Source organism: Caballeronia sp. LZ019 (genome assembly GCF_031450825.1).
Lineage (GTDB): Bacteria > Pseudomonadota > Gammaproteobacteria > Burkholderiales > Burkholderiaceae > Caballeronia.
In genome coordinates this window covers 658,064-684,682 of the sequence record NZ_JARTVZ010000005.1, presented here as the reverse complement: position 1 = coordinate 684,682, position 26,619 = coordinate 658,064, and the positions used below count along the sequence as shown (strand labels likewise).

Here is a 26,619-nt window from a genome sequence, read left to right as displayed (position 1 = left end):
TGCGTCCCAATCCGGGCCGCGTCCGCGTCCGCGTCAGCCCTGGCGCAGTTCCTGGTCGAGCGCCTGAAGTTGCGCCGGCGTGCCGACGTTTTCCCAGCGGCCCGTGTACAGCTCGCCGGTTGCCCGTCCGCCACCGATGGTCTCGCGGTAGTAAGGCGTCAACGCGCGCCGCGTGCCGGGCGCGAGATCGCGGAACATGCGCGTGTCGTACACGCCGATGTTGCCGAACGTGAAGCATGGCTCGCCGTCGAGCGCGAGCCTTCCGTCGATCAACGCGAAATCGCCTTTCGGATGAAACGGCGGATTCGGCACCATGACGAGGTGCATGCCGGGCGTCGCATCTGAAGCGAGCGAATTCGCGCGCTCGCGCAAGGTGGCGTAGTCGAAGTCGCAGAACACGTCGCCGCTGACCGCGATGAACACGCCGGAGCCGAGCAGCGGCCGTGCCTGCGCGATGCCGCCCGCCGTCTCCAGCGCTTCGCTTTCCGGCGAATAACGAAGTTCGACGCCCCAGCGTGAGCCGTCGCCGAGCGCGGCTTCGATCTGCTCACCGAGCCAGGCGTGATTGACGACGATGCTTTCGATGCCCGCCGCCGAAAGCCGCTCGATCTGCCAGACGATGAGCGGTTTGCCGCCCGCTTCGAGCAGCGGTTTGGGGCAGGTATCGGTGAGCGGGCGCATGCGTTCGCCGCGGCCGGCGGCGAAGATCATCGCCGTTTTCAAAGCGTGCGTCATCGTGAACTCAGAAGGTGTAGCCGACTTCGACCGCGCGGCCTTCCAGCGAATCGAGCAGGCGTGCGAACGGCCACAGCGGCGCATAGCGTTCGGCGACCTTGCGCGCATAGCCGAGGAAACGCGGCAGGTCCGCAAGATAGCGCGGCTTGCCATCGCGATAATGAATGCGCGCAAACAGCCCGATGATCTTGATGTGCCGCTGCAGGCCCATCCATTCGAGTTGCCGGTAGAACTCGCCGAAATCGGGATCGACGGGAAGCCCCGTTTTTTTCGCGCGCTCCCAGTAATACGCGATGCAATCGAGCTGGAACTCCTCGTCCCAGCTAATGAATGCGTCGCGCACGAGCGAGGCCATGTCGTAGGTGATCGGCCCGTACACCGCATCCTGGAAATCCAGCACGCCGGGATTCGGTTCGCACACCATCAGATTGCGAGGCATGAAGTCGCGCAGCATGAAGGTCTGCGGCTGCGCGAGCGCGCTTTGCACGAGCAGCGCGAATGTGTCGTCGAGCGTCTTGCGCTCGTCGGCGGTAACTTCGCGGCCCAGATGGCGGCCAATGAACCACTCGGGCATCAACTCCATCTCGCGGCGCAGGAACGCTTCGTCGAACGGCGGCAGGACGCCTTCGCGCGCGGTCTGCTGGAAGCGGATCAGCGTGTCGATGGCTGCGCGCATCAGCGGGCGCGCGTTCTTTTCGTCGAGTGCGGAAATATAAGTGGTCGTGCCGAGATCGGTGACGAGCATGAAGCCGGCGTCGAAATCGGCTTCGAGAATCTTCGGCACATGCACGTTGGCCGCTTCGAGCAGCCCTGCGACCTGCACGAACTCGCGGCACTTTTCGGGCGGCGGCGCATCGACGGCGATCACCGTGCCGCCATGCTCCGATTCACTCGTGAGCCGGAAATACCGGCGAAAGCTCGCATCGGCGGAGGCGGGCGCGAGCGTGGCAAGGTCGAGCCGATAGCGGTCGGCGTAAGTCTGAAGCCAGGAACGGAGTTGATCGAGGCGGGCGTCGGCGGGAATGTGCGTCATAAATTCGAGAGGCAAAACATCTTGCCATATAATACCCCACGACTTTTTTAAGCGATCCTTGAGCTAGCTGTTCGCGCCTGGCGCCAGGCGCCGACGACCGTGCCGCGTCAACGTCCGATCGAGTGTCGTCCCTGCATGGCCACGGACCGTCGAGTTCGATCACGGCATTGACGCGGGCGAAGCGCGGCCGCTCACGCGGCGGCATCGGGCGCGTGACGCGAAAGGAATCGAACCGCCACCCATACATGCCGCCACGACAGTTTCCCGTATCGAAGATCCAGGGCGATGCTCAGCCACGCAGGCGGCGGCTCGTCGCCGCGCTGCTATCCGTTCCGGGCCTGATGCCCGCTCTCGCGCACGCACAACTCGTCGGCCCCGCTGCCGACGCGCAGCCGCTCGACGGTCCCGGCAGCCTGCGTCTCGCGCCGCAATTGCTCGAACGCCCGCTGAAAAGCGGCCAGCAGCCCACGACCTTTCTGCTCGGCGACAAGACCACCGGCACGTCGGACGAAGACATGGCCGCGAAGGGCGCGGCCGAAGTGCGCCGCTCGGTCACGGTCATCAAGGGCGATGCGCTTCATTACGATCAGGATACGGACATGGCCGATGCTTTCGGCAATGTCAGGCTGATCAACAACGGCGTGTCGTTCGTGGGACCGGAAGCGCACCTCAAGGTGGGTTCGAACGAAGGGTTCATGACGAACCCGAAGTACCACTTCAATCTGACGGGCGGCTCGGGCAGCGCGGAACGCATCGACCTGATCGATAACGAGCGGGCCCGCGTGGATCACGGCACGTACACCGCCTGCCAGTGCGAAGCGGACCCGTCGTGGTACATCAAGGGTTCGTCGTTCGATTTCGATACCGGCTCAGAAGAGGGCGTCGCGCATAACGGCGTGCTGTTCTTCCAGGGCGTGCCGGTGTTCGCGAGCCCGTGGCTCTCGTTTCCGCTGACGGGCGATCGCCGCAGCGGTCTCTTGCCGCCGACGTTCTCGCTCAGCTCGACGACCGGCTTCGAAGCGACGATCCCGTATTACTTCAACATCGCGCCGAACCGCGATCTGACGATCACGCCGCGCATCATGTCCCGGCGGGGCGTGCTGGGCGAGGCGAATTATCGTTATCTGTCGCCCACGTATTCGGGCACGCTTACGGTCAACTATCTGCCGAACGACCGCGAGACGCATACGAACCGCTATGCGATCTTCTGGCAGCATCGCCAGAACCTGGGCGGCGGGTTCGGCGCGTACGTGAATTACAACAAGGTCTCCGACGATCAATATCCGGAAGACCTCGGCAACGCGTCGAATCAGTTCCTGAACGGCACGCAACTGCTGTATCAGCAGGAAGCGGGGCTCACGTACAACAACGGCCCGTGGTCCGTGCTCGCACGCGAACAACGCTGGCAGACATTGCAGCCGTCCATTCCGCCGTACGCGCGCGAACCGCAGTTGAACGTGCAGTACAACAAGTACAACGTCGGTGGTTTCGACTACGGCGCGGAAGCGGATTTCACGCGCTTCACGATCACGCAGGAAGGCGCGACCGACGGTCAGCGCATGTACTTCAACCCGTACCTGAGCTACGGGATCAACGCGCCGGGCTATTTTTTCACGCCGAAGGTGCAATGGCACTTCGCGTCGTACGACCTGAGCCACATTGCGACCGGACCGGTTCCGGGGCAGCCGCTCACGCCGGCGAATCAGCCGAAGAACTTCACCGAATCGATCCCGACGTTGAGCCTCGACACCGGCCTCGTGTTCGACCGTTCGGTGCGGCTTTTCGGGCAGGACTACATTCAGACGCTGGAGCCGCGGCTCTACTATGTCTATACGCCGTATCGCAATCAGGACTTCGCGCCGATCTTCGATACCGCCGAAGCCGACTTCGGGCTCGCCGAAATCTATACGCCGAACACGTTCGTCGGCAACGACCGCATCGCGGATGCGAACCGTCTGACGGCGGGCCTGACGACGCGCTTCATCAATCCGGCGACGGGCGATGAGCGCGCGCGTTTCGTGATCGCGCAGCAGTACTATTTCACGAGCCAGCGCGTCACGATCTCGCAGGATCAGCCGATCAACGAGGCCAAGCACTCGGACCTCATCGCCGGCGCGGCAATCAAGCTGGGCGCGGGTTTCGCCTCGGAAACGGCGTTCCAATATAATGTCGACAACAACCAGCTCGTGCGTTCGAGCATCGGTTTCGCGTACAGCCCGGCCGCGCGCAAGGTGATCAACGTCGGCTACCGGTACACGCGCTCGAACCAGACCACGCTGGTGAACGAGCCGATCAACCAGCTTCTCGTGTCCGGCGAATGGCCGCTGACGAATCGCCTGTATGCCGTGGCGCGTGTCAATTATGATCTCGCAAGCCACCGTCTCGTCAACGGCCTCGTGGGCTTCCAGTACGATGCCGACTGCTGGGCGTTCGGCTTCGGCGCGCAGCGTTACGCGAACGGCGTGAACACGAGCGGTCAGCCTTCGTCCGGCACGCGCGTGCTTGCGCAGATCACGTTCAAGGGCTTGTCCAAGGTCAACAACGGTCTCGTCAGCGCGTTCCGCGCCAGCGTGCAGGGTTACCAGCCGCCGCCGCCGTCGGCTCCGCCGCTCGCTCGCTTCAGCGACTACGAGTGAGGCGGGAAGCAGGCGTTCTCTGACAGCATCCCCGTTCGCCGCCCGAGCACACGCGAGCGCACGAATGGGTCAAGTGTGGATTTGATGGAGTATCTGTGGCAAACATGAAACTGTTTCGATCGACGGCAATGGCCGCCGCCGCGCTCACCGCGGCGCTGATGGTGAGTTCGCCGGCCGGTGCGCAGGCGTTGTCGAATCGCAATGTGCAGATCGCGGATTCCGTCGTCGCGGTCGTCAATGACGGCGTCATCACGCAGCGCGAACTGGAAGAGCGCACGAGCCTGATCGCGCAGCGGCTCAAGCAGCAAAACGCGCCGGTCCCGCCCGTCGAACAGATGCGTCAGCAGGTGCTCGACCAGATGGTGCTCGAGCGCATCCAGTTGCAGCGGGCGAAGGAAGACGGCATCGTGATCGACGACGCCACCGTCAACCGCACGCTGCAGCGCCTCGCGCAGCAGAACCAGATGACGCTCGACGTCTACCGCTCGCGCATCGAGGCGCAAGGCGTGCCCTGGGCCACGTTCATGCGCGACGCGCGCACGGAACTGACGCTCTCGAAGCTGCGCGAGAAGGAAGTCGACAGCAAGGTCACCGTGTCCGATGGCGAAGTGGCGAACTACATCGCAAGCCAGCGCGGGCCGGGCTCGCGCAACGCGAGCGATCTTCACCTCCAGCACATCATGTTCAAGCTGGCTCCGGACGCGCCGCAGTCGGAAGTCGCCGCCGTCCAGAGCAAGGCCGACGCCGTGCTCAAGCAGGCGCAGGCGGGCGAAGACTTCGCGAAGCTGGCGAAGCAGAACTCGCAGGACACCGACGCCGCCAAGGGCGGCGATCTCGGCTTCCGCGCGCCGGGCACGTTGCCGGCGGGCATCGTCTCGTCGGTGTCGACGCTGCGTCCGGGCCAGGTCGTGCCGACGCTCCTGCGCACCGATGGCGGTTTCGAGATCATCAAGCTCGTCGATCGCCGCGCGAGCCAGGGCACCGCAGCCGATGCGCCGAAGCTGGTTCAGACGCACGTGCGTCACATCCTGCTGCGCGTGTCGGACGGCATGTCGGAAGCGTCGGCGCGCCAGAAGCTGCTCGATATCAAGCAGCAAGTCGCGTCGGGCGGCGACTTCGCGAACTTCGCCCGCACGTATTCGCAAGACGGGTCGGCATCGCAGGGCGGCGACCTCGGCTGGATCAGCCCGGGCGAAACCGTTCCTGAGTTCGAGCGCGCGATGAACAACCTGCAGGACGGCGCGGTCAGCGATCCCGTGCGCAGCGAGTACGGCTATCACCTGATCCAGGTGCTGAGCCGCCGCGAGGCCGAAGGATCGGCGACGCAACAGCTCGACATCGCGCGTCAGGCGATCGGTCAGCGCAAGGCCGAGCAGGCGTACTCCGACTGGTTGCGTGAACTGCGCGACACCGCCTACGTGCAATACAAAGGCATCGCTGCGCAGGAAGCGCAGCAATAAGCCCGATGAACGCCGCCGCGCATCCGGACGAAACCGCCGCCGTCACCGTCGCGATCACGACGGGCGAGCCGGCGGGCGTCGGTCCCGAACTCACGGCGGTGGCGCTTCGCGAAGCGCGATCGCGCTGGCCGTCGGTGCGATTCGTCGTGCTCGGCGACCGCGCATTGCTCGAAGCGCGGGCGGGCGGCGCCTGGCCCGCGAGCGGCGAGCCGGTCGAGATCGAGCATCATGCGCTCGCAGCGCCGGCACAGGCGGGCAAGCTCGATGCCGCCAACGGACGCTACGTGCTCGGCTTGCTCGATGCCGCCATCGACGGCGCTGTTGCGGGCCGCTTCGACGCCATCGTCACCGCGCCGCTGCAAAAGAGCACGATCAACGATGCCGGCGTGCCTTTCACCGGCCACACCGAATATCTCGCTGAGCGCACGAACACGCCGCGCGTCGTGATGATGCTCGCCGGCACGGGCCAGCGCCCGCTGCGCGTCGCGCTCGCCACGACGCATCTGCCGCTCAAGGACGTTTCCGCCGCAATCACCGTCGACGGACTGGTCGATACGCTGCGCATCATCCATCACGACCTGCGCGCGCATTTCGGCCTCGCCGCGCCGCGCATTCTCGTGACCGGCCTGAATCCGCACGCGGGGGAGAACGGCTATCTGGGCCGCGAGGAAATCGACGTCATCGCGCCTGCGCTGGAACGCGCCCGCGCGCTCGGCATCGATGCGCCGGGCCCTTATCCCGCCGACACGCTATTTCAGCCGCGTTATCTGAAAGACGCCGATTGCGTGCTCGCGATGTTCCACGATCAAGGCCTGCCGGTGCTCAAGTACGCGACGTTCGGCGAGGGCATCAACGTGACGCTCGGCTTGCCGATCATCCGCACGTCGGTGGATCACGGCACCGCGCTCGATCTCGCCGGCACCGGGCGCGCGGACGCGGGCAGCTTGATCGCCGCGATCGACGCCGCCGTCACGATGGCGCGTCACAAGCGCGGCGTCTGACCGCACGCGCATTCATTCCAACGAGTATGTCCACCAAACACCAAGGCCACCTCGCGCGCAAGCGCTTCGGCCAGAACTTTCTCGTCAACCAGGGCGTGATCGATTCCATCGTCGATGCCATCGCGCCGAAGCGCGGCGAGCGCATGGTCGAGATCGGCCCGGGGCTTGCCGCGCTGACCGAGCCGCTGATCGAGCGCCTGTCCACGCCGGAATCGCCGCTGCATGCGGTGGAACTGGACCGCGATCTGATCGGCCGCCTGGAAAAGCGCTTCGGCGACAAGCTCGTCGTGCATTCCGCCGATGCGCTCGACTTCGACTTCGGCTCCCTCGCGCTCGACGGCGACAAGCCGACGCTGCGCATCGTCGGCAATCTGCCGTACAACATTTCGAGCCCGCTGCTGTTCCACCTGACGGCGTTCGCGCCGAAGGTCATCGATCAGCACTTCATGCTTCAGGACGAAGTCGTCGAGCGCATGATCGCGGAGCCGGCGAGCAAGGACTACGGCCGCCTGTCGGTGATGCTGCAGTACCGCTACGTGATGGACAAGCTGATCGACGTGCCGCCTGAATCGTTCAACCCGCCGCCGAAAGTGAACTCGGCGATTGTCCGCATGATTCCGTTCGCGCCGCATGAATTGCCGGCCGTGAACGACGCAGTGCTGAGCGACGTGGTCAAGGCTGCGTTCGCCCAGCGCCGCAAGGTGCTGCGCAACAATCTGTCCGCGTATCGCGACCGGATCGACTTCGACGGGCTCGGATTCGATCTCGCGCGCCGCGCCGAAGAAGTGCCGGTCGCGGAATTCGTTGCGCTTGCGCAGGCCGTGGAGCGTGCGTAGCCGCGCTCATCGTGGCCGCCCGGCGCGGGAAGCATCGGCGAGCCGGGTCATCAGCCGGTCGAGCCGCATCCGCTGATCGCGCTGCAGGCCGTGCGTCGCGCTGACCTGCTGCACGCGCGTGCGCCAGTACGTCTGGCCGAACAGCGAATTCGCGCCTTCAGCCGACAGCACGCGTTCCAGATGAACGATGGCGGCATCGACGGTATGCGTGGTGTAGGGACTTGTCATCGGTAGACCTCGCTTCGTGTTGATGTTCGACGATTGTCCGTTTGTGCAGGGACACATCGCGTCTCTTACCGATGCCGTTATGCGCGTTCGATCGAGACGCGAGCTGTCCTGACTGCGTGCAAGCATCGTCGTCCGGATGCATCGAGCGCGACACCAACACTCAAGGGGAAGACAACGCGATGCGCTTCATCCACGCGGCCGACATTCATCTCGACAGCCCGCTGCACGGCCTGTCCGCCTACGCCGACGCACCCGCCGACATGCTGCGCAACGCGACGCGCGAGGCGTTCTCGAAGCTCGTGTCGATTGCCATCGACGAGCAGGTGGATTTCATGGTCATCGCCGGCGATCTTTACGACGGCACCTGGCGCGATCACAACACCGGCATCTTCTTCTGCAAGGAGATGGGCAAGCTGCGCCGCGCGAACATTCCCGTCTACGTGCTCTACGGCAATCACGACGCCGAAAGCGAGATGACGAGTCAGCTTCGATTGCCCGACAACGTTCACACGTTTTCGACGAGAAAGCCGCAGACCTATCGCATCGACGCGCTCAAGGTCGCGCTGCACGGTCACAGCTTCAAGGACAAGGCGGTGACGGCGAACCTGGCGAGCGCGTATCCGTCGCCGGTGGACGGGTACTTCAACATCGGCGTGCTGCATACGGCGCTCGAAGGATCGGCGGCGCATGCGAACTACGCGCCGTGTACCGTCGCCGAACTGCATGCGCGCGAGTATCAGTACTGGGCGCTCGGTCACGTGCACGAATTCGCGATGTGGGACGAGTCGTCAACAATCGTATTTCCCGGCAATCTGCAAGGGCGCAACATTCGCGAGACGGGCAGGCGCGGCGCGGTCATCGTGAACGTGTCCGAATCGGAGGAAGTGAGCGTCGAGCGGCTTTTCATCGACGTATTGCGCTGGGAATCCGTCACGATCGATGCATCCGACCTGCCCACGCTCGATGAAGTCGCGCGCGCGGCGGGGCGTGCGCTCGAAGCGCTGATCGAACAGGCCGAGCGGCCGGTGCCGCACGCGGTGCGCGTGACGATCACCGGCGCGACGAAGGCGCACGGCGAACTCTTCGCCAACGCGACGCAACTGCGCGCCGAAGTGCTCGCGCAGATCGCGGCGATCAGCCACGACAGCCTGTGGCTCGAGAAAGTGAAAGTGGCGACGCAGCCGATCGCGCGCGATCTCGGAGCATCGAACGCAGACGGCGCCGCCGATGCGCTCGCCGACCTTCACGGCCTTTTGATCGAAGCCGAATCCGATCCCGAATTCCTCGCGATGCTGAAAGAGCGGCTGATCACGCTGGCGTCGCAGGCGCCGGCCGAATTGCAGAAGTCCGTGCCCGAACTCGAATACGTGCGCGACGGCGATCTCGCAAAGCTCGTGAGCGAAGTGCGCTCCGGTCTCATCGCGCAACTCGCGGACGCGGAGTAACGCATGCGCATCAGTCAGCTCGATCTCATCCGCTACGGCAAGTTCACGGACCATGCCGTCGAGTTTCCATCGGCGGAGCAGGACTTTCATTTCGTCGTCGGCCCGAATGAAGCCGGTAAATCGACAATCAAAACGGCCATTTCCGAACTGCTCTTCGGCATGCCGCATAGCTCGTCGCTTGCGTTTCAGCATCCGCAGAGCGATCTGCGGCTCGGCGCAAAGCTCCAGAAGGACGGAGCGGGCATTGCGTTTCATCGCACGAAGAGCCGCAAGTCGCCGCTCGTCACGCCCAATGGCGACGCGCTCACCGCCGACGCGCTCGCGCCTTTTCTCGGCACCGCCGACAAGAGCTTCTTCGAGCAGATGTATTGCCTCGATCACACCGCGCTGATCCGTGGCGGCCAGAGCATCCTCGATGCGTCGAGCGATGTCGGCCAGGTACTGTTCCAGTCGGCGGCGGGCATCGCGAGCCTCGGCGAAGTGCGCCAGCGCCTTGCGGACGAAGCCGACAGCCTCTGGGCGAAGCGCAAGTCCGGCGAGCGCGCGTATTACATCGGCCTCAAGCAATACGAAGAAGCGAGCGCCGAATTGAAGACCGCGAGCGTGCGTACCGCGCAGTGGCGTCGCGCGCACGGCGCGGTCGAAGACGTGCAGGAGCGCAGTCGCGAGCAGGAAATGCGTCGCGCCGAACTCGAAGCGAAGCGGGCGCGGCTCGAACGCATCCGTCGCGTTGCGCCGTATCTGAACGTGTGGCGCGAGAAGTCGGCGGAACTCAACAAACTGGGCGATACGGCCGATCTTCCCGCCAACGCCGAAGCCACGTTGCAGAACGCGCTGACACGCCTCGCCTCCGCGCAGACCGCGTTCGATCTGCACGCGAACGACGTCGAGCAATTAAAGAAGGAGTTGGGCGAGATTCGCATCGATGAGACACTGCTCGCAGTCGAAGCGGACATTCGCGCGCTCGAAGCGACGCGGCATCAGTGCGCGAATCACGCCGACGAGATCGCGCGGCTCGAACAGGATGTCGCCGCGCGTCTGCGGCAGATCGCGCAAGACTGCGCGCAGCTCGGCTGGCCGCAGGACGAAGCCGGCGCGCGCCGCTCGCTGCCGGGGCCGCTCGCGTTGCAGGCGGTGTCGAGCCTCATGCTCGAACGGGGCGAGCTCGAGCTTGCCGCGCGCCATGCGCTGCAGGCGGTGGAAGAAGGGATCGCCGAAATCGCTGCGCTCGAAGCGCGCCTCGCGGCAAGCACAAACACGGACGTGGCGCCCGGCTTGCGCGCGGCCGTGCGTGCCGCCCAGAAATATCGCGATACCGACGCAACGCAGCGCCGCCTCGACGATGCCCGCCGCGAGGCCGAACACGCGCTGCAAGCGGGGCTGGCATCGCTCGGCAAGTGGACGCGCCCGCTCGCCGAATTGCAGGCGATGACCTTGCCCGCGGCCGAACGCATCGCGGCGATGCGCGATGAGCGGCAATCGCTCGCGTCGCGGGTCGCAGTGGCCGTCGATCGCCTGAAGGAAGCGCAAGACGCGCTCGACGACACGCGAACGGAACTCGGCGACTTCGTGGAGACGCATCGCGTCGTGACCGGCGACGAAGTGCGCGATGCACGCGGCGCGCGCGACGCGGCATGGCTCGCGATCCGGTCGGGCGAAGTGACGCTTCCGAGCGGCGCGCCGGCGTTCGAAACCGCAATGCGCACGGCGGACGAGTTCGCCGACCGGCAGCTCGGTTCGGTCGGCCAGTCGACGCAATTGGCCGCGCTCAAGCGCCGCGTATCCGCCGACGAACAGGCCGTCGAGCGCCGCCGGCAGGCCGAACGCGACGCGACGGCCGCGCTCGAAGCGTTCGACGCATTGTGGCGCACGCTCGCCGTGCAATCGCAGATTGCGGACATGGCGCTCGACGACGTTCCATCGTGGCTCACGCGCCGCGAACAGGCGCTGGCCGCGTCGCAAACACTGGACAGGCACACGGCCGAGCTCGCCCGCGAATCCGCCGATGCCGCCGCGCGTCGCGACGACCTCGCGCGCCAGCTTGCGGATGCGAACGTCGCCATCGATACGTCCGCGCGACTCGACACGCTGTGCGACATCGCGGAAACGCACATCAGCGCAATCGATGCGGCGGCGCTCACGCGTCGGCATGTCAGCGGGCAACTGGACACGGCGCGCGCCGAGAGCGTCGCCCGCCAGTCCACGGCGAAGGCCGCGCATGAAGCGTTCGCGCGCTGGCAAGGCGAATGGTCGGCGGCGGTCGGGAAGGCGGGCGTCGCCGTTGCGGCGGATTCCCAGTCGGCGGCGGAAACGGCCATCGGCATCGTGAAGAGAATCGGCGAGCAGCTCGCGCAAGTGGATGCGATACGCGCCGGTCAGATCGACGTGATGCGTGCGTCGCTGGCGGCGTTGGCGTCGAACGCGGTAGGACTGGCGGGACAGGTCGACAGCGAGCTCGCCACGCTCGAAGCGCACGGAATCTCGCTCGAATTGTCAACGCGCCTCGACAGCGCCTGCGCCGCGCGCGCGGAAGCCGAGCGCATCGCGAAGGAACTCGCGGCGGCGAACGGGCAGATGAGCGCGGCGAAAGCCGGTGTGGAGGAAGCGCGCGCGAGCCTGCGGCCGCTTTACGCACTCGCGGGCGTCGATACGCCGGATCAACTCGCGGCGCGCATCGCGAGGTCCACGCGTAGGCGCGAACTGACCGCGGCCGTCAACGATGCGCGCGATGCGTTCATCAAGGGCGGCGACGGGCTGACGCTCGACGTGCTCATCGCGGAGGTGGAGGGCGCGGACATCGCCAGCGTCGAGGCGGAGCTTTCGTTGATCGGCGGGGCGCTGAACGAGTCGGTGAACGCATCGACCAAACTCGCCGCCGAGCTGGCCGCCGCGAAGCGCGAACTCGATGCCATTTCCGGCGAAGCGAACGCCGCGCGCGCCGAGGCGAAACGCCAGGAAGCGCTGTCCGCAATGGCCGATGCAGCCGAGCGCTTCGTCAAGGTCGAGACGGCGTCAACGCTGCTGAAATGGGCGATCGACCGATACCGCGAACGCCGGCAAGGCCCGATGCTCTCGCGTGCGAGCGCCATCTTTTCCGAGCTGACGCTGGGCGCGTTCGCGCGGCTCGTCGTCGATTACGATCGCCAGCCGATGGCGCTGGCCGCCGTGAGAGCGGCGAGCGGCGAGCATGTCGAAATCGGCGGCATGAGCGAGGGCACGCGGGATCAGTTGTATCTCGCGCTGCGGCTCGCGGCGCTCGAGGAGCACGGCGAGAAGGCATTGGCGTTGCCGTTCGTCGCGGACGATCTCTTCATCAATTTCGACGATGCCCGTGCCCGCGCCGGTCTGCGCGTGCTCGCGCATCTGGCGAAGCGCACGCAGGTGATCTTCCTGAGCCACCACGATCATCTCGTCGGCATGGTGCGCGACGTGTTCGGGCCGCAGGTCAACGTGCGCTACATGAGCTGATCGAGGCGCAGCAGCGTTTCCTTTGCGCCGCCCGCAATGCCGACGCCCACGCCCGGCGCAATGCCGTGCTCGCGCGGATTGATGCGGATCACGCGCGGGCCGTGGCGCTCGCTGAAGCGTCGGACGGTCGGCAATGCGCGGCCCGCGCCCATCTCGACGACCACGAGCCGCGTCACGCCCTGAAGCCATGCGGCTAGCCTCTGCTCCTGACGGGCGGCGTGCGTGTCGATCCAGTTCCAGTCGCCGAACATCAGGATATTCGGACGCGCGATGCGCCCGCAATGCGGACACATCGGCGGCGAGTTGACGAGCTCGCAGCGCGTCTCATCGACGACAGGATGGAAAGCGTCGGCGGGCCAGATATCGCCGGTGCAGGCATCGATGCATTGCATCGCGTGAATCGAGCCGTGGCATTCCGCGACGCGTTCCGGTGCGAAGCCCGCGCGCTGGAACTGGCCGTCCACATTGCTCGTGAACACGAACGCGCCGCGAGGCATTTGCGCGGCCCATCGCCGGAGCACGTGAAAGCCGCCGTGCGGCTGCGTCGCGCGATAGAGCGCGAGCCGATGCCCGTAAAAGCCCCACGTCAGCCGCGGATGCCGCGTGAAACCTGCAGGATTGGCCATTTGTTCGAACGAGAACCCGTGATGCCGCAATGCCGGATAAGCGCGCCAGAAGCCTTCGGGTCCGCGAAAATCCGGCAGGCCGGAATCGACGCCCATGCCCGCGCCTGCGGTGATGAGCAGGCCATCGGCATCGCGCAGCCAGCCTGCGGCTTGCTGGAGTTCGGGTTCGTCGCTCATGCGTAACGCTTCGCGAGCTTCAGATAATCGTCGGCGAACTCGTCGCGCAATGAACGCGGCGCGAGAATCTCGACGCCCGCGCCGAGCGCGCGCAGCCACCATCGCAGCTTGAGACTGGGCGTGACCGTGCCGGTCACTTTCATGCGGCCATCGGGCAGCGTGTCGATATGCTGATCCTTCGACATCGGCGATTCGCGCAACTGATTGCCCGCGCTTCCTTCGAAGGCAAGTTCCAGCCGTACGGGCGGCTCGGGCAGGAAGTCGAATGCCTGTTGCGTCTCGATGTATTTGCGCAGCTTGAAGTCTTCGGGATAGACGAACGGCTCGCCGGACTCCGTCACCGAACGAATGCGGTCCAGCCGATACAGCGCGCGCGCCGCTTCCGTTTCGCCCTGCTCGATGCGCGGTGCGCGGCCCGGGTCCTGCGCAACCATGTACATGACGCCCGCCGACTCGACGAGCGCGAGCGGCCAAAGACGCCTCGTCTTCTGATCGGCGCTTCCTTCGCCCTTGTAGGCAGGGCGATACTGCACGAGCAGTTCGCGTTCGAAGAACGTCGCGGTGGCGACCGTGTTGAAGATGTCCGGGCGCAGCTTCGGGCGGATCAGCGTGAAAGCGCCATCGACGGAATCGATCTTGTCCGCCCACGCGCGATAGATCCGGCTATCCGCTTTCTCTTGCGACAGCCGCGCTTCGGCAGCCTGGAACAGCGGGTCGATGTCTTTGGTCACGGCGTTCGGCAGCTTGTTGCCGGCGAAGCGCTGAAGGATGTGAAACGCGACGGCCTCCGACGCGCTCATCAACCCGACGCCTTCCTGCAGCCCGTGCAGCCACGGCTTGCGCTGCCACAGCAGTTCGCGGCCGTTGATCGTCGAGATGACGCGCGACTCTGCTTCCAGTGCGGTGAGATGGCGCTGCACCTTCTTCGTGTATCCGACGCGATGCCCGCGCTCCTCGAGCCGCCGGCGCACTTCGGGCGTCAACAGCCAGGCGACGGCGTCGCGTTCCGTCGGCAGCACGCGGAGAATGGCTTCGTCGAGGCTGGAGGTCATGATGATCGAGCGGGAAAGTTATGGCTCGATTATAGGGAGGATCGGGACAGAGAGTGTCCCGAAGCGGCGGCGGGAAATTAATGCGGAGGACTATGCGAATGCGGCAGCAAAGCGGCGCACCAAAAGAAAAAGGGCTGCGCGATTGCGCAGCCCTTCTTGATTCTTTGGTAGGCCGTACTGGATTCGAACCAGTGACCAACGGATTAAAAGTCCGCTGCTCTACCAGCTGAGCTAACGACCCGAAAGAGGCGAAATTATAATCGGCGATTTCCGATGCTGTCAACCGATCTTGCCTATTATCGATAAGAGAAACGCCCGAGGCATGCACGTCTGCGGGCGCCCTCATCGAGAGGCGCGAGAGCCGAAGCTCCGCTTACTTCACTTGCGACATCTTGGTTTGCGCGGACTGCGCGACTTCGGTGCCCGAATACTGCGAGATGATCTGTTGAAGCGTCTGCTTTGCAGCCGCTTTCTGACCCTGCTCGATCTGGTTATTCGCGATTGCAAGCAACGCTTCGGGTGCTCGCGGATGCGTCGGATACGTCTTCACCAGGTTCTGCCAGATCGCGGTCGATCCCTTGTAGTCGCGCTGCGCATACAACGCATTGCCGAGCCAGTACTGCGCGGTCGGCTGATACGGGCTCTGCGGATACTTCGTCACGAACGCCTTGAACGACGCTGCGGCGCTCTTGTAGTCACCGTTACGGAACTGAGTCAACGCCGCGTTGAACGCTTCCGTCTCGCCGGGCTCGACCGAACCGGTCACGCCGTCGATCGTCTGCTGCTGCGGCTCGAACTTCTTCATGCGCGTGTCGAGATCGGCGTAATAGTCCTTCTGCTGCTTTTGCAGCGTCGCGACCTGATTCGCCAGATCCTCGTTCTGGCCGCGAAGCGTGGCGACCTGCTGATTCAACTGGTCGATACGGTTGGACTGATCGAGGATCGTGCGCTGCGCAGCCGACAACTGATTGGCGAGGCCATCGGTCTTCGTGCGCAGATCGAGCACGGCCTTGCGCGCTTCGTTGTCGTCGAAGACGCCGGCGTGCGCGGGCACGCCCGACATCACCGAACCGACGACGCACGCGGCTGCGGCGACCCGCAGCAAGGGAAAGCGATACAACATAGGGCGACTCACCCGTGACTGGTTACGTTACTGAGAGTACTGCGATTACTGCTGGTACACGAGATCCGCGCGGCGGTTCTGCGCGTACGACGACTCGTCGTGGCCCGTCGCCATCGGCTTTTCCTTGCCGAGGCTCACGGCTTCCATCTGCGAATCGGCCACGCCCATCAGCGACATTGCACGACGCACGGCTTCCGCACGCTTCTGGCCCAGCGCGAGGTTGTACTCGCTCGTGCCGCGTTCGTCGGTGTTGCCCTGAATCAGGACGTGACGCTCCGGATGGCTTTTCAGGTACGACGAGTGTTGCTGCAGCAGCGGCTGATAGTCGTCCTTCACGGCGTAGCTGTCGAAGTCGAAATAGATGCTGCGCTTGGCGAGCGGGCTGTTCGGATCGTTCAGCGGGTCGACATTGACCGTCTGGACGTCACGCGGATTCGGCTGCGCCGTGCCCGCACCCTTGTTTGCGCCTTCATCGAGCTTCACCCCCGAGTGACACGCCGCCAATGCGCCGACCATCGCAACTGCCAGGCCGATACGAAGTTTCGACATCATGGTACCTCTCCTTGTGTTGTAGCTGAACGTTGTAGGTGAAACGTTGTTGCTGGACTTATTGCATGAACGGACCCCAGGACGGCTCGCGCACCGCACCGCCCTGTACGGACAAGACTTGCCGCGTGCGACCATCGGTCAACACGGCTGCCAACACGCCACGTCCGTTCACTTGGGTGGCGTAGAGGATGTACTGACCATTCGCCGCGAAGCTCGGCGATTCGTCATGCGTCGTGTCGGTGAGGCCCGTCGCCGTGCCGGACGCGAGGTCCTGCAGATACAGCTTGAAGCCGCCGCCAGTGCGCGAAATGTACGCGAGTTGCTTGCCGTCCGGGCTCACGCGCGGGCTCGTGTTGTAGCTCCCCGCAAACGTGACCCGCTGGGCCGCGCCGGCGCTTTCCCCCGCCGCCGGCATCTTGTAGACCTGCGGTTGGCCGCCGCGGTCGCTCGTGAAGTAGATCGAGCTGCCATCGGGCGAGTAGGCCGGCTCGGTATCGATGGAACTCCCTTGTGTCAGACGGCGCAGGCCCGAGCCGTCCGCGTTGACTTCGAAAATCTGCGTATTGCCGGTGCGCGACAGCGCGACCGCGAGCTTGCGGCCGTCCGGCGACCACGCCGGCGCACTGTTGTTACCCTTTTGATTCGATACGACCACGCGACGTCCCGTCGGCAGATCGTGGATGTAGACCACCGGCTTCTTGCGCTCGAACGACACGTACGCCACCTTCGTGCCGTCAGGCGACCACGCCGGCGAGATGATCGGTTCCGGGCTGGAGAGGGCGATCTTCGCGTCCTGGCCGTCCGAGTCCGAAATCTGCAACTGATAACGTCCGCCCGTCTGGATGACGTATGACAGACGCGTCGCAAACACGCCGCGGCCGCCGAGCAGCTTGGCGTAGATGTAATCCGCGATCTTGTGCGCGCTCATGCGCAGGCCGCTTTCGGCGCTGACGAGCGACAGCCCGCCGAGATTCTGCTGCTTGACCGTGTCGTAGAGACGGAAGCGCACTTCGTATTGTCCGTTCGACAGCCGCGTGACGCTGCCGGACACGAACGCATCCGCGCCCTTGGCTTTCCATGCGCCGAGATCGACGGAATCGGTCTCCGAAACCGGCGTGCCGCCCGCGTCGATGTTCGTGAACTTGCCGCTTCTCTGCAGGTCCTGACGAATGATCGCGCTGACTTGCTGCGGCGAGTTCGCCTCGTTGGCGAAATTGGCCGTCGCGATCGGGAACTGGGTCGAACCGACGCCGGTGACGAGCACGTTCAACTGGGCGTGTGCGGCAGTGCCGGCTGCGATCAGGCAGGATGCGACCAGCGTTCTCAGGCCAAGCTTCGTCATCAAACTCATGCTGTTTAGGTTCCGAAAAAAGCGTTTTCAAGTGTCTGGGGAATGCAGAAACAGACCCCCGGTTGCACGATTCGTTCCCACGCGGCCACGAGCCTCGCGGCCGCCCGATCAGCCTCCGGCCGGACGCAGCGTGATCGTGAAACGGTCGGGCGCCTTGCCGTCGATGTCGACCGGCATCGGGTCCGAACTCTGCACTGCACGCAGCGCCGCGTTGTCCCACTGCTCGTTGCCGCTCGAACGCGTGATCGATGCGGACAGCAAGGTGCCGGAAGGGGAGCAGCGCACTGCCACCACGGTCTCGAGGCCAGCCGTTTCTCCGCCCCAGCGGATGTTCGGCCGCACGCGCCGCTGCACCTTCTCCGCATAGCCCGGCGACGTGGCGTTGCCGCCCGCGCCCCGGCCGGTGCCGCTTTTCGCGAGCCCTTCGCCGCTCGTTCCCGTGCCGCCGCCCAACTGTCCCTGCAACTGCGCGAGGCGAGCCTTGCGTTCTTGATCGACCTTCGCCTTCGCTTCGGCATCGGCCTTTGCCTTCGCGGCGGCCTTCGCCTTTGCTTCGGCATCGGCTTTCGCCTTGGCCTGCGCGTCGGCTTTGGCTTTTGCTTCCTTTGCTTCCTTCTGTTCCTTCAACTGCTCGGCCTTCTGTGCTTCGGCCTGTTGCTCCTGGCGTTCCTTGTCTTGCTGCGCCTTCTGCTGTTGCTTTTGCAGATCGGCCTGACGCTGCTTCTCGATCTGCTTCTGCTTGTCCTGCATCGCCTTTTGCGCGGCCGCAGCGGCAGCGGCCTGAGCGGCCAGCAGCTGCTGACGCTTCGCCTCGGCTTCCTCGCGCGCCTCTTGCTGACGGCGCTGCTCGGCGAGTTGCGCCTCACGCGCGGCGGCTTCCTGCTGCTTGCGCTTCTTTTCCTGCAACGCGATGTCCGCTTCCTCGTCCTTCGCGGGCGGTGGCGCGGGCTGCACCTTGACCGGCGCAGGCGGCGGGGGAGCGGGACGCGGCGTCGGCGCGGCCATGTCCGGGATATCGGTCCAGATTTCCGCTTCTGCACCCGCTGGTGTGTTGTTCTGCCAGTTGATGCCGTGATAAAGCAGCCAGCCGAGCAGCAGATGCATCACCGCGGCGAGCGCGAACGCCTTGCCCGTGCCGCGCTCGCGCGGCGGGCGAACGGGCCTCGCGGAACGGGGACGCGCCGGTTGAGGCTGACTGGTGCGACGATCGATCATTGCGATTTGACGAGCAATCCGACGCGCTTCACGCCGCGCGCCTTCATATCCGACATCACGTTCATGACGGCCTCGTATCTGACCGTCTTATCGGCCGCGATCACGACGGGCTGATCCGGATGCAGTTCCTGCCGGTTGAGCACGAAGCTGTTCAGATCGGCCATCGTCATCTTCTGCTCTTGCGTCGCGCCGCCTTCTTCCTTGTAGCGCACGTTCATGCTGCCGTCGGCCTTGATGTTGATGACGAGCGGCGGCTGCTGTTCTTGCGGCTGCGCGTTGCCGACCGTCGGCAGATTGATGATCGACGGCGACACGAGCGGCGCGGTCACCATGAAGATGACGAGCAGCACGAGCATCACGTCGATGTACGGCACGACGTTAATGTCGGCCATCGCGCGGCGTGAGCCGCCGCGCATGCTGGAACGAATCGGGCCTGCCATCGCGGACTCCTGTTAGTGCGCCTGGCGCTGCAAGATGTTCGAGAACTCTTCGATGAAGGTCTCGAAGCGGATCGCCAGGCGATCGATGTCATGCGAATAGCGGTTGTACGCGACGACCGCCGGAATTGCGGCGAAGAGGCCGATCGCGGTGGCGACGAGCGCCTCGGCGATGCCCGGCGCGACGTTCGCGAGCGTCGCCTGCTGCACGTTGGCGAGACCGCGGAACGAATTCATGATGCCCCACACCGTGCCGAACAGACCGATATACGGACTGACCGAGCCGACCGACGCGAGAAACGCGAGATTGGCTTCGAGCACGTCCATTTCGCGCTGAAACGCGGCGCGCATCGCGCGGCGCGAACCGTCGAGGATCGCGCCCGGATCGGTGATGCGGCGCTCTTTGCCCTTCAGGAATTCGCGCATGCCGGATTCGAAGATACGCTCCAGCGCACCGATGGTGTGGCGATTGTTCGCCGCGCTCTGATACAGCGCCTGCAGATCCCCGCCCGACCAGAAATCGCGTTCGAAACGCTCGGTTTGCGCGCGCGCACGGCGAATGGCGAACCACTTGCGGAAGATGAAGGTCCACGAAAGAAGCGATAAAAGCAGCAACAACGCCATCACGGCCTGAGCGAGGACGCTCGCGTGGACGACGAGTGAAACGATCGACAAGTCTTGTGTATTGTTCATAGAGGTCTGCTGTTGCGTCCCGGAAAAGGCGCCGGGTCAGAAGCGCATCACGCTTTCGTAAATCAGGGGTGAGTAAAACGAAAGCCGCGTGGCGGCCGGCTCGTTTTCGATTGTCTTTACCTGGCTAAGCACGGCTCGGTCCGCTTTCGGGCGGCAAGGGCTGTTCGGCGATCGCGATATTCGCATGCGGACCGCGTTTCAATCCGTCGAGCACCGGTTCGGGAATGCCGGCGGGCCGCATCGACGCGCGATTCACCGAAGCCACGCGGATATCACCGGTTGCGAGCAGAACGCCGTCGCGCCACGCTTCCTGATGAAAATCCACCGATGCACGCCCGAGCCGCTCGATGCGGCTGACCACGCGAATCACATCGTCGAGCCGCGCGGGCGCCGAATAATCGACGGACGTCCGCTTCACGACGAACACGACGCCGTCGGAATCCGCGAGACGCTGCTGGTCGATGCCGCACGCGCGCAGCCATTCGGTGCGCGCACGCTCGAAGAACTTCAGGTAGTTCGCATAGAAAACGATGCCGCCGGCGTCGGTGTCCTCGTAATACACGCGAATCGGCCATTCGAAAATCAACGGATTGCTCACAACGGATCGCTCACCTTTGCGCCATCCTGCTCGCGCCGGGGCCGATCGGCCCACTATGGCTTGCTTTTTGACAAATATTCATCGGCGGCATTTTACCGGAACCCGCTGCGCGCCCGCCAAATCCTCAGGCACTTTGCAGCGTCAGCCGCGGTGAATTTGCAACGGTCCGAACGTTTGCGCGACGGGCATCAGTTCGATCGCGTTGATATTCACGTGAGCGGGGCGCGTGGCGATCCAGTAGATGGAATCGGCGATATCTTCGGCTGTGAGCGGCTGCACGTCCTTATAGACGGCTGCTGCTTTCTCGTCGTTGCCCTTGAAGCGCACGTTGGAGAACTCCGTGCCGCCGCAGAGGCCGGGCTCGATGTCGGTGACGCGCAGCGCCGTGCCCGCGAGGTCGGCGCGCAGGTTCAGACTGAACTGGCGCACGAACGCTTTGGTCGCGCCGTAGACGTTGCCGCCGGGGTAGGGGTATGTCGCCGCGACCGATCCGATGTTGAAGACGTGTCCGCGATTGCGTTCGACCATGCCCGGCAGGACGGCGTGCGTAACCGCGACGAGACCCGCGCAGTTCGTGTCGATCATGTTCTGCCAGTCCTCGAGGTTCGCGCGCTGCGCAGGTTCGAGACCGAGCGCGAGACCCGCGTTGTTCACGAGTACGTCGATCTGTGCGAACGCCTCCGGCAGCGACGCCACCGCGTTCCTGACGGCATTGCCGTCGCGCACATCGAGTTCGATGGGCAGCAGGGCATCGCCGAGTTCCTGCGATAGCGCGACGAGCCGCTCTTTGCGCCGCGCCGCCGCGATCACGCGATGGCCGCCTTTGACGAAAGTGCGCGCGATAGCAGCGCCGAAGCCGGCGGATGCGCCGGTGACGAAGACGATCATGGTCGAACTCCGGTTCGATAGGAGCGATAGACGGAACCGGGCCGCGTGGGGACACGCGTCCGGCAACGGCGCAAAGGGTACTTCCATTGATGCGCCGCGGCAAGTAACTGCGGGTGCGAACGATCGTGCTCCGGACGGCAGCACGAGAGCTTGGGAGCCGCATGCCCATTGGCCGGGCGGCCGGTTGCCTAAAGCCCGGACGCCCATTAAACTACAACGCTCAAACCCCGCGTGACTGGCGATAGAATCTTCGGATTCAAGGTGGAACGACCCACTAGGAAGCGCGGAGCGTCGTTTTGCCGTTCGCCTGGGCAGCTGAGATCCGCGCGCCGTCGCTGCGTTGCCGGTGGCTGTCCGTTCCGCGAAACCGGAGTCTTCCCCCATCCGTCGCGTCATGGCACAACCGGTGTCCAGCGTCTTCCGCGTTTGCGTGAAGGGCGCTCCTTCATGCGCGGTCCAGTCAACCTGTTCTGATTTCACGGAAAACGTATGTTCGACAGAGCCGAAAGTACCCTTGCCAAGGTCGATCCCGAATTGCTCAAGGCGATCGAGCAGGAAAACCGGCGCCAGGAAGATCACATCGAACTGATCGCGTCGGAAAACTACACCTCGCCGGCCGTGATGGCCGCGCAGGGCTCGCAACTCACGAACAAGTACGCCGAAGGCTATCCGGGCAAGCGCTATTACGGCGGTTGCGAGTACGTGGATATCGTCGAGCAACTGGCGATCGACCGCGTGAAGCAACTGTTCGGCGCGCAAGCCGCGAACGTGCAGCCGAACTCCGGCTCGCAGGCGAACCAGGGCGTGTTCTTCGCGATGCTCAAGCCCGGCGACACCATCATGGGCATGAGCCTCGCCGAAGGCGGCCACCTGACGCACGGATCGCCCGTCAACATGTCGGGCAAGTGGTTCAACGTGGTGAGCTACGGTCTGAATGAAGCCGAAGACATCGACTATGAAAAGACCGAAGCGCTCGCCAGGCAACACAAGCCGAAGCTGATCGTGGCGGGCGCGTCGGCGTTTGCGCTGCGCATCGACTTCGAGCGGCTGTCGCAGATCGCGAAGAGCGTCGGCGCGTACTTCATGGTCGATATGGCGCACTACGCGGGTCTGGTTGCCGCGGGGCTCTATCCGAACCCGGTGCCGCACGCGGACTTCGTCACGACGACCACGCACAAGAGCCTGCGCGGCCCGCGCGGCGGCGTCATTCTGATGAAGGCCGAGTTCGAGAAGCAGATCAATTCGGCGATTTTCCCCGGCATTCAGGGCGGTCCGCTGATGCACGTCATCGCGGCGAAGGCCGTCGCGTTCAAGGAAGCGCTCGCGCCCGAGTTCAGGACGTATCAGCAAGCCGTGATCGACAATGCGCGCGTGCTGGCCGAAACGCTGGTCAAGCGTGGACTGCGCATCGTGTCGGGCCGCACCGAAAGCCACGTCATGCTCGTCGATCTGCGCGCGAAGAAGATCACCGGCAAGGCTGCGGAAGCGGCGCTCGGCAACGCGCACATCACGGTCAACAAGAACGCGATTCCGAACGACCCGGAAAAGCCGTTCGTCACGAGCGGCGTGCGTCTGGGCTCGCCCGCGATGACCACGCGCGGCTTCGGCACGAAGGAAGCGGAGATCGTCGGCAATCTGATTGCGGATGTGCTCGACAATCCGGAAGACGAGGCAACGCTCGATCGCGTGCGCGCGCAAGTGGGCGAGCTGACCAAGCGCTTCCCGGTCTACCGTTAATTCGCGAGACGTACGCCAATGCGCTGCCCGTTCTGCCGACACGAAGACACTCAGGTCGTGGACTCTCGCGTGTCGGAGGACGGCGCGGCCATTCGGCGGCGGCGGCGCTGTCCCGCGTGCGACAAGCGTTTCACCACGTATGAGCGCGTCGAACTGGCGCTGCCGTCGGTCGTCAAGAAGGACGGCAGCCGCACGGAGTTCGACCGTCGCAAGATTGTCGCGAGCATGAAGCTCGCATTGCGCAAGCGTCCGGTTGCGGCCGACGCCATCGATGCCGCCGTCGCGCGCATCGAATATCAATTGCTGGGTAGCGGCGAGCGCGAAGTGCAGAGCGAGCGGCTCGGCGAACTCGTGATGAACGAGCTTCGCCAACTCGATACCATCGCGTACGTGCGCTTCGCATCCGTGTATAAGCGCTTCGAAGACGTCTCCGAATTCGAAGACGTGCTCGACGAATTCCGCCGCGCCGCGCCCAAGAAGTCTGCTTCGCGCAAGCGCTGATCCTCGTTTCATCCTTCCCCCCGAGCCGTTTCCTGTTTCCCGAAACCCTCGCGTAGTCTGCCGGGGGCAAAGCCGCGCGAACACTAGGCCGTTCGGCTAATGGCGGCGCGTCTTGCTTCCCGATAGATTCGACCTTCGTTCAACTCGATCGATAAGGGATGCAGATGAACCGCAAATCCATCGCGGGGTTCACGCTCGTCGAACTTTGCGTCGTGCTCGCCGTCATGGCGATTCTCGCGACCTTCGCCACGCCCTCGTTTTTCGCCTGGCAGACGCGCGACCAGGTCGATGCCCGCGCGCGCTCGCTGTTCTCGACGCTCTCGCTTGCCCGCGCCGAATCGTTGCGCCGGGGCGCGCGCATCACGCTATGCCGCATCGACGCCGCGCGGCACTGCCTCGCGTCGGGAAAAAGCTGCGATAACGGCGTCACGGACTGGTCGTGCGGCTGGGCGCTCTTTGTCGATCGCGACGGCGTGCCCGCGCTGTTGCGCGCCGAACCTGCCGTATCGTCGATTTCGATTGCCGGCGCGGCCACCGATCTCTCATTCACGCCGCCTGCCGGGCAGGTCATCGGTGGCTTTCGCAGCTTCGATTTCGCCCCGCGCGGCGCGGATGCCGCGTCGAATACGGCGGCTCGGCGCTGCATCCGGCTCGCAGCAGGCGGACGTCCGCGCATGACGGCGAGTAGCTGCGGGGCATCGGCATGAAGACGCATCAAGCTGGCGATTCGTTGCTCGAAGTCATGATCGCGCTGTCGATTACCGCGATTACTGCGCTCGGCTTCATCGCGCTGCAAAGCGAGCTTGCACGCGGCGAGCGGTCGGCGCTGATGCGCGAGCGTGCCGCGCTCATCGCGGATTCAGTTGTCGAAGGCATTCGCAGCGACGCGGATCGCGCGTCGGTCGTGTCGCAGTGGCAGGCGAGGGCGGCGGCGATGCTTCCGGATGCCGATGTCACCGTGCAAGACCGCGCCGATGGCGTGCGCGTCGCGACCGTGAGCTGGCGCGCGGACGATCGCACCGATCCTTGTCCCGAGCCGCAGGCGAAGCCGCGCGCGTCGTGCATCGTCGTGGCGTTTGCGCGATGAGTAAGCGTCCCTTCACCACGCGCGGCCATACGCTGCTCGAACTCACGATTGCGCTCGCGCTCGGGCTGCTGATCGTGGTGGCGGCGCTATCGTTATATCGCGGGCAGCGTGCTGCTTTCGAGCGTGCCGCCGATACCGCCCGCATCCACGACGGCGCCGTCGCCGCACTCGAACTCATCGCGCAGCATGTGCAGATGGCGGGCTTCGCATCCACCCGCGCCGATGCGCCGCTGTTCGGCTGCGTGCAAGGCCGCGTAGTCGGCGCGGACACGGCGGCGTCGTGCGAATCGCTGGCGAGCCGCTCGGACGGCCTGCAAGTTCGATACGCGGCGGACGCCGTATCCACGTGGCCCGCATCGACGGGCGCGCCGACCGACTGCCTGGGCCAGGCCGTCGCCGACGACTACGTCACCAATCGCTTCTACGCTAAAGGGGGCACGTCGGCCGGCGAGCCGGAACTGTACTGCGAGGGCGGCGGCAAGCAGGCGCAGCCGCTGGTCGAGGGCATCGAACGCGTGCGAATCCAGTATTGGCTGACCGACGCGCCCAGCGCCGTCGATGCCTCGGCGATTCCGCGCGACCGATGGCCCGAAGTCCATGCAATCGACCTGTGCGTGCTCGTGCGCGGCTTCGTCACGCTGAGCAGTCCGAGGACGAGCTACGTCGATTGCAGCGGCGCGAGCGTCATTGCCGATGACGGCCGCACGCGACAGGCCTTCTGGCGGCACGTCGCGATACGCAACGCGACGGCGAGCAGTCGAGGTCCGGCATGACGCAGCGATCCAAGTCTCGCGGGGCGGTCCTGCCGATCGTGTTGCTGCTGGCCGGGACGATGCTGGTCACGGCAAGCGCATGGCTGCAGACATCGCTCGTCGCGGCGCGCACGACGATGGCCGCCCGCGAACGCATCCAGGCGTTTCATGCGGCGGACAGCGCGCTTTTGCGTTGCAGCCGCATGCTTTCGGCGGCGTTGCCCGGGACGGGATCGCCGAATCAGGAGCCGGCTCGCTGGCGGCTCAGGGCGTCGTTCGAAGGTGCGTCTGCGGTGGCGATTGCGCCGTTCATCGCGTGGCCTTACGCGATGCGCGCGCCGCAATGTCTGATCGAAGCGTGGACGCGCTCGGGTCAATCCTCGTCGGCGTCGTATCTCGTTACAGCGCGCGGTTTCGGCGCGCAGCCGCAGTCCGAAGCCTGGCTTCAGATGCGAATCGATTCAGCGGACGGCATCGTCACCCAACACTGGCGGCGCGTCGTCGCCAAGCCATTCTGAGGACCTTTGCAATGAAGAACCGGCATCGGATACACGCGGGTTTCAGCCTTCTCGAACTGATGATCGCGCTCGGCGTGGCGGCGATCATCGCGACATTCGGGCTTCCGGCGTATCGGACGCATGTCGCGAAGACGCACCGGCTCGATGCGGCGGCGGCGCTTCAGCGCGCGGTGCAGTTCATCGAAACGGCGCGGCTTGCGCAAACCGGGACGGACTCGATTGCGCTGAGCGCCGGTCTGGATCAGGCGCCGTCAACCGGAACGCCGGTGTATCGGCTCGCGCTGCTGCCGGAATCGGCGACGAACGGCGGCTACGCAATCGAAGCCGTGCCCGTCGCATCCGGCGTCATGCAGAACGACGCATGCGGCGTCTTCGTCATCGACGCCACCGGGCTTAGGTCTAATCGGCTAGCCGACGCCCCCGCCCCGCTCGATGCGGCGAAGTCGTCAGCGTGCTGGACGGGGAAGGGATGA

General features: G+C 64.9%; 26 protein-coding genes, 1 tRNA gene and 1 riboswitch. Of the genes, 13 read left to right on the top strand and 14 right to left on the bottom strand.

Annotation, left to right across the window (positions count from 1 at the left end):
* Window positions 1-33 precede the first annotated feature (33 nt).
* A complete protein-coding gene (gene murU / locus P9255_RS16555) occupies window positions 34-735 on the bottom strand; it encodes an N-acetylmuramate alpha-1-phosphate uridylyltransferase MurU (RefSeq protein ID WP_309790107.1) in 702 nt (233 codons plus the stop codon).
* A 7-nt stretch (window positions 736-742) separates the two neighbouring features.
* On the bottom strand, window positions 743-1,768 hold the full coding sequence (locus P9255_RS16550) for a phosphotransferase (RefSeq protein WP_309790106.1): 1,026 nt from the start codon (window positions 1,766-1,768) through the stop codon (window positions 743-745).
* Between the two features lie 245 nt (window positions 1,769-2,013).
* Between P9255_RS16550 and P9255_RS16545 the strand changes: the two genes are divergently transcribed.
* The 4 genes from P9255_RS16545 (at window position 2,014) to rsmA (ending at window position 7,701) form a co-directional block, all read left to right on the top strand.
* A complete protein-coding gene (locus P9255_RS16545; protein ID WP_309790767.1) occupies window positions 2,014-4,404 on the top strand; it encodes an LPS-assembly protein LptD in 2,391 nt (796 codons plus the stop codon).
* Window positions 4,405-4,499: 95 nt separating this feature from the next.
* Window positions 4,500-5,864 (top strand): peptidylprolyl isomerase, encoded by a 1,365-nt coding sequence (locus P9255_RS16540; RefSeq protein ID WP_404980362.1) that lies wholly within the window; start codon window positions 4,500-4,502, stop codon window positions 5,862-5,864.
* Between the two features lie 5 nt (window positions 5,865-5,869).
* Entirely contained in the window at window positions 5,870-6,865 is a 996-nt protein-coding gene (pdxA, locus tag P9255_RS16535) for a 4-hydroxythreonine-4-phosphate dehydrogenase PdxA (RefSeq protein WP_309790104.1), read from the top strand.
* Window positions 6,866-6,891: 26 nt separating this feature from the next.
* On the top strand, window positions 6,892-7,701 hold the full coding sequence (rsmA, locus tag P9255_RS16530) for a 16S rRNA (adenine(1518)-N(6)/adenine(1519)-N(6))-dimethyltransferase RsmA (RefSeq protein ID WP_309790103.1): 810 nt from the start codon (window positions 6,892-6,894) through the stop codon (window positions 7,699-7,701).
* A 6-nt stretch (window positions 7,702-7,707) separates the two neighbouring features.
* Here the strand turns inward: rsmA and P9255_RS16525 are convergent, their stop codons facing one another.
* A complete protein-coding gene (locus tag P9255_RS16525; RefSeq protein WP_309790102.1) occupies window positions 7,708-7,929 on the bottom strand; it encodes a hypothetical protein in 222 nt (73 codons plus the stop codon).
* A 179-nt stretch (window positions 7,930-8,108) separates the two neighbouring features.
* On the opposite strand from P9255_RS16525, the gene P9255_RS16520 reads away from it, so the two are divergent.
* Together P9255_RS16520 and P9255_RS16515 are read left to right on the top strand one after the other, a co-directional pair.
* A complete protein-coding gene (locus tag P9255_RS16520) occupies window positions 8,109-9,374 on the top strand; it encodes a DNA repair exonuclease (RefSeq protein WP_309790766.1) in 1,266 nt (421 codons plus the stop codon).
* Window positions 9,375-9,377: 3 nt separating this feature from the next.
* On the top strand, window positions 9,378-12,842 hold the full coding sequence (locus P9255_RS16515) for an AAA family ATPase (RefSeq protein ID WP_309790101.1): 3,465 nt from the start codon (window positions 9,378-9,380) through the stop codon (window positions 12,840-12,842).
* On the opposite strand, the gene P9255_RS16510 is transcribed toward P9255_RS16515, so the two are convergent.
* The 11 genes from P9255_RS16510 to P9255_RS16460 form a co-directional block, all read right to left on the bottom strand.
* Window positions 12,830-13,645 (bottom strand): Sir2 family NAD-dependent protein deacetylase, encoded by an 816-nt coding sequence (locus P9255_RS16510; RefSeq protein ID WP_309790100.1) that lies wholly within the window; start codon window positions 13,643-13,645, stop codon window positions 12,830-12,832. The genes P9255_RS16515 and P9255_RS16510 overlap by 13 nt on opposite strands.
* Window positions 13,642-14,697, bottom strand: a complete 1,056-nt coding sequence (locus P9255_RS16505) for a WYL domain-containing protein (RefSeq protein ID WP_309790099.1) — start codon at window positions 14,695-14,697, stop codon at window positions 13,642-13,644. The genes P9255_RS16510 and P9255_RS16505 overlap by 4 nt, the downstream gene beginning before the upstream one ends.
* Before the next feature lie 165 nt (window positions 14,698-14,862).
* Window positions 14,863-14,938: transfer RNA gene (locus P9255_RS16500), tRNA-Lys, on the bottom strand.
* 132 nt (window positions 14,939-15,070) lie between these two features.
* Entirely contained in the window at window positions 15,071-15,820 is a 750-nt protein-coding gene (gene ybgF / locus P9255_RS16495) for a tol-pal system protein YbgF (RefSeq protein ID WP_309790098.1), read from the bottom strand.
* Window positions 15,821-15,865: 45 nt separating this feature from the next.
* Window positions 15,866-16,372 (bottom strand): peptidoglycan-associated lipoprotein Pal, encoded by a 507-nt coding sequence (gene pal / locus P9255_RS16490; protein ID WP_309764110.1) that lies wholly within the window; start codon window positions 16,370-16,372, stop codon window positions 15,866-15,868.
* 55 nt (window positions 16,373-16,427) lie between these two features.
* Complete coding sequence (gene tolB / locus P9255_RS16485; RefSeq protein ID WP_309790097.1) at window positions 16,428-17,720, bottom strand: Tol-Pal system beta propeller repeat protein TolB; 1,293 nt, start codon at window positions 17,718-17,720, stop codon at window positions 16,428-16,430.
* A gap of 108 nt (window positions 17,721-17,828) precedes the next feature.
* On the bottom strand, window positions 17,829-18,935 hold the full coding sequence (gene tolA, locus P9255_RS16480) for a cell envelope integrity protein TolA (protein WP_309790096.1): 1,107 nt from the start codon (window positions 18,933-18,935) through the stop codon (window positions 17,829-17,831).
* Entirely contained in the window at window positions 18,932-19,375 is a 444-nt protein-coding gene (tolR, locus tag P9255_RS16475) for a protein TolR (protein WP_309764113.1), read from the bottom strand. Before tolR ends, tolA begins: the two co-directional genes overlap by 4 nt.
* A gap of 12 nt (window positions 19,376-19,387) precedes the next feature.
* On the bottom strand, window positions 19,388-20,065 hold the full coding sequence (gene tolQ / locus P9255_RS16470) for a protein TolQ (protein ID WP_309764114.1): 678 nt from the start codon (window positions 20,063-20,065) through the stop codon (window positions 19,388-19,390).
* Window positions 20,066-20,189: 124 nt separating this feature from the next.
* Complete coding sequence (ybgC, locus tag P9255_RS16465) at window positions 20,190-20,663, bottom strand: tol-pal system-associated acyl-CoA thioesterase (protein ID WP_309790095.1); 474 nt, start codon at window positions 20,661-20,663, stop codon at window positions 20,190-20,192.
* Between the two features lie 141 nt (window positions 20,664-20,804).
* The gene (locus tag P9255_RS16460) at window positions 20,805-21,551 is read right to left on the bottom strand and encodes an SDR family NAD(P)-dependent oxidoreductase (protein WP_309790094.1); all 747 of its coding nucleotides are present in this window, start codon (window positions 21,549-21,551) and stop codon (window positions 20,805-20,807) included.
* Between the two features lie 221 nt (window positions 21,552-21,772).
* Window positions 21,773-21,871, top strand: a riboswitch (ZMP/ZTP riboswitch).
* A 169-nt stretch (window positions 21,872-22,040) separates the two neighbouring features.
* Between P9255_RS16460 and glyA the strand changes: the two genes are divergently transcribed.
* The 7 genes from glyA to P9255_RS16425 all read left to right on the top strand — a co-directional run bounded on the left by glyA (window position 22,041) and on the right by P9255_RS16425 (window position 26,619).
* Window positions 22,041-23,288: a serine hydroxymethyltransferase gene (gene glyA, locus P9255_RS16455; protein ID WP_309790093.1), complete on the top strand. Its 1,248-nt coding sequence runs from the start codon at window positions 22,041-22,043 to the stop codon at window positions 23,286-23,288.
* Window positions 23,289-23,306: 18 nt separating this feature from the next.
* Window positions 23,307-23,789, top strand: coding sequence for a transcriptional regulator NrdR (gene nrdR / locus P9255_RS16450; RefSeq protein WP_035967852.1), 483 nt, complete (start codon window positions 23,307-23,309; stop codon window positions 23,787-23,789).
* Between the two features lie 158 nt (window positions 23,790-23,947).
* Window positions 23,948-24,496 (top strand): GspH/FimT family pseudopilin, encoded by a 549-nt coding sequence (locus P9255_RS16445; protein ID WP_309790092.1) that lies wholly within the window; start codon window positions 23,948-23,950, stop codon window positions 24,494-24,496.
* Entirely contained in the window at window positions 24,493-24,876 is a 384-nt protein-coding gene (locus P9255_RS16440) for a prepilin-type cleavage/methylation domain-containing protein (RefSeq protein ID WP_309790091.1), read from the top strand. The genes P9255_RS16445 and P9255_RS16440 overlap by 4 nt, the downstream gene beginning before the upstream one ends.
* Window positions 24,873-25,649, top strand: a complete 777-nt coding sequence (locus P9255_RS16435) for a PilW family protein (protein WP_309790090.1) — start codon at window positions 24,873-24,875, stop codon at window positions 25,647-25,649. Before P9255_RS16440 ends, P9255_RS16435 begins: the two co-directional genes overlap by 4 nt.
* Window positions 25,646-26,146, top strand: coding sequence for a hypothetical protein (locus tag P9255_RS16430; RefSeq protein WP_309790089.1), 501 nt, complete (start codon window positions 25,646-25,648; stop codon window positions 26,144-26,146). The genes P9255_RS16435 and P9255_RS16430 overlap by 4 nt, the downstream gene beginning before the upstream one ends.
* 11 nt (window positions 26,147-26,157) lie before the next feature.
* Window positions 26,158-26,619, top strand: a complete 462-nt coding sequence (locus P9255_RS16425; protein WP_309790088.1) for a type IV pilin protein — start codon at window positions 26,158-26,160, stop codon at window positions 26,617-26,619.

Bases quoted from the DNA above. Each gene is read 5' to 3' on its own strand.
- nrdR (WP_035967852.1), top strand. From the start codon at position 23,307: ATGCGCTGCCCGTTCTGCCGACACGAAGACACTCAGGTCGTGGACTCT.
- P9255_RS16510 (WP_309790100.1), bottom strand. From the start codon at position 13,645: ATGAGCGACGAACCCGAACTCCAGCAAGCCGCAGGCTGGCTGCGCGAT.
- murU (WP_309790107.1), bottom strand. From the start codon at position 735: ATGACGCACGCTTTGAAAACGGCGATGATCTTCGCCGCCGGCCGCGGC.
- pdxA (WP_309790104.1), top strand. From the start codon at position 5,870: ATGAACGCCGCCGCGCATCCGGACGAAACCGCCGCCGTCACCGTCGCG.
- tolA (WP_309790096.1), bottom strand. From the start codon at position 18,935: ATGATCGATCGTCGCACCAGTCAGCCTCAACCGGCGCGTCCCCGTTCC.
- P9255_RS16445 (WP_309790092.1), top strand. From the start codon at position 23,948: ATGCAGATGAACCGCAAATCCATCGCGGGGTTCACGCTCGTCGAACTT.
- tolB (WP_309790097.1), bottom strand. From the start codon at position 17,720: ATGAGTTTGATGACGAAGCTTGGCCTGAGAACGCTGGTCGCATCCTGC.
- rsmA (WP_309790103.1), top strand. From the start codon at position 6,892: ATGTCCACCAAACACCAAGGCCACCTCGCGCGCAAGCGCTTCGGCCAG.
- tolQ (WP_309764114.1), bottom strand. From the start codon at position 20,065: ATGAACAATACACAAGACTTGTCGATCGTTTCACTCGTCGTCCACGCG.
- P9255_RS16525 (WP_309790102.1), bottom strand. From the start codon at position 7,929: ATGACAAGTCCCTACACCACGCATACCGTCGATGCCGCCATCGTTCAT.
- P9255_RS16460 (WP_309790094.1), bottom strand. From the start codon at position 21,551: ATGATCGTCTTCGTCACCGGCGCATCCGCCGGCTTCGGCGCTGCTATC.
- P9255_RS16545 (WP_309790767.1), top strand. From the start codon at position 2,014: ATGCCGCCACGACAGTTTCCCGTATCGAAGATCCAGGGCGATGCTCAG.
- tolR (WP_309764113.1), bottom strand. From the start codon at position 19,375: ATGGCAGGCCCGATTCGTTCCAGCATGCGCGGCGGCTCACGCCGCGCG.
- P9255_RS16440 (WP_309790091.1), top strand. From the start codon at position 24,493: ATGAAGACGCATCAAGCTGGCGATTCGTTGCTCGAAGTCATGATCGCG.
- P9255_RS16430 (WP_309790089.1), top strand. From the start codon at position 25,646: ATGACGCAGCGATCCAAGTCTCGCGGGGCGGTCCTGCCGATCGTGTTG.
- P9255_RS16515 (WP_309790101.1), top strand. From the start codon at position 9,378: ATGCGCATCAGTCAGCTCGATCTCATCCGCTACGGCAAGTTCACGGAC.
- P9255_RS16425 (WP_309790088.1), top strand. From the start codon at position 26,158: ATGAAGAACCGGCATCGGATACACGCGGGTTTCAGCCTTCTCGAACTG.
- glyA (WP_309790093.1), top strand. From the start codon at position 22,041: ATGTTCGACAGAGCCGAAAGTACCCTTGCCAAGGTCGATCCCGAATTG.
- P9255_RS16435 (WP_309790090.1), top strand. From the start codon at position 24,873: ATGAGTAAGCGTCCCTTCACCACGCGCGGCCATACGCTGCTCGAACTC.
- ybgF (WP_309790098.1), bottom strand. From the start codon at position 15,820: ATGTTGTATCGCTTTCCCTTGCTGCGGGTCGCCGCAGCCGCGTGCGTC.
- pal (WP_309764110.1), bottom strand. From the start codon at position 16,372: ATGATGTCGAAACTTCGTATCGGCCTGGCAGTTGCGATGGTCGGCGCA.
- P9255_RS16505 (WP_309790099.1), bottom strand. From the start codon at position 14,697: ATGACCTCCAGCCTCGACGAAGCCATTCTCCGCGTGCTGCCGACGGAA.
- P9255_RS16550 (WP_309790106.1), bottom strand. From the start codon at position 1,768: ATGACGCACATTCCCGCCGACGCCCGCCTCGATCAACTCCGTTCCTGG.
- P9255_RS16520 (WP_309790766.1), top strand. From the start codon at position 8,109: ATGCGCTTCATCCACGCGGCCGACATTCATCTCGACAGCCCGCTGCAC.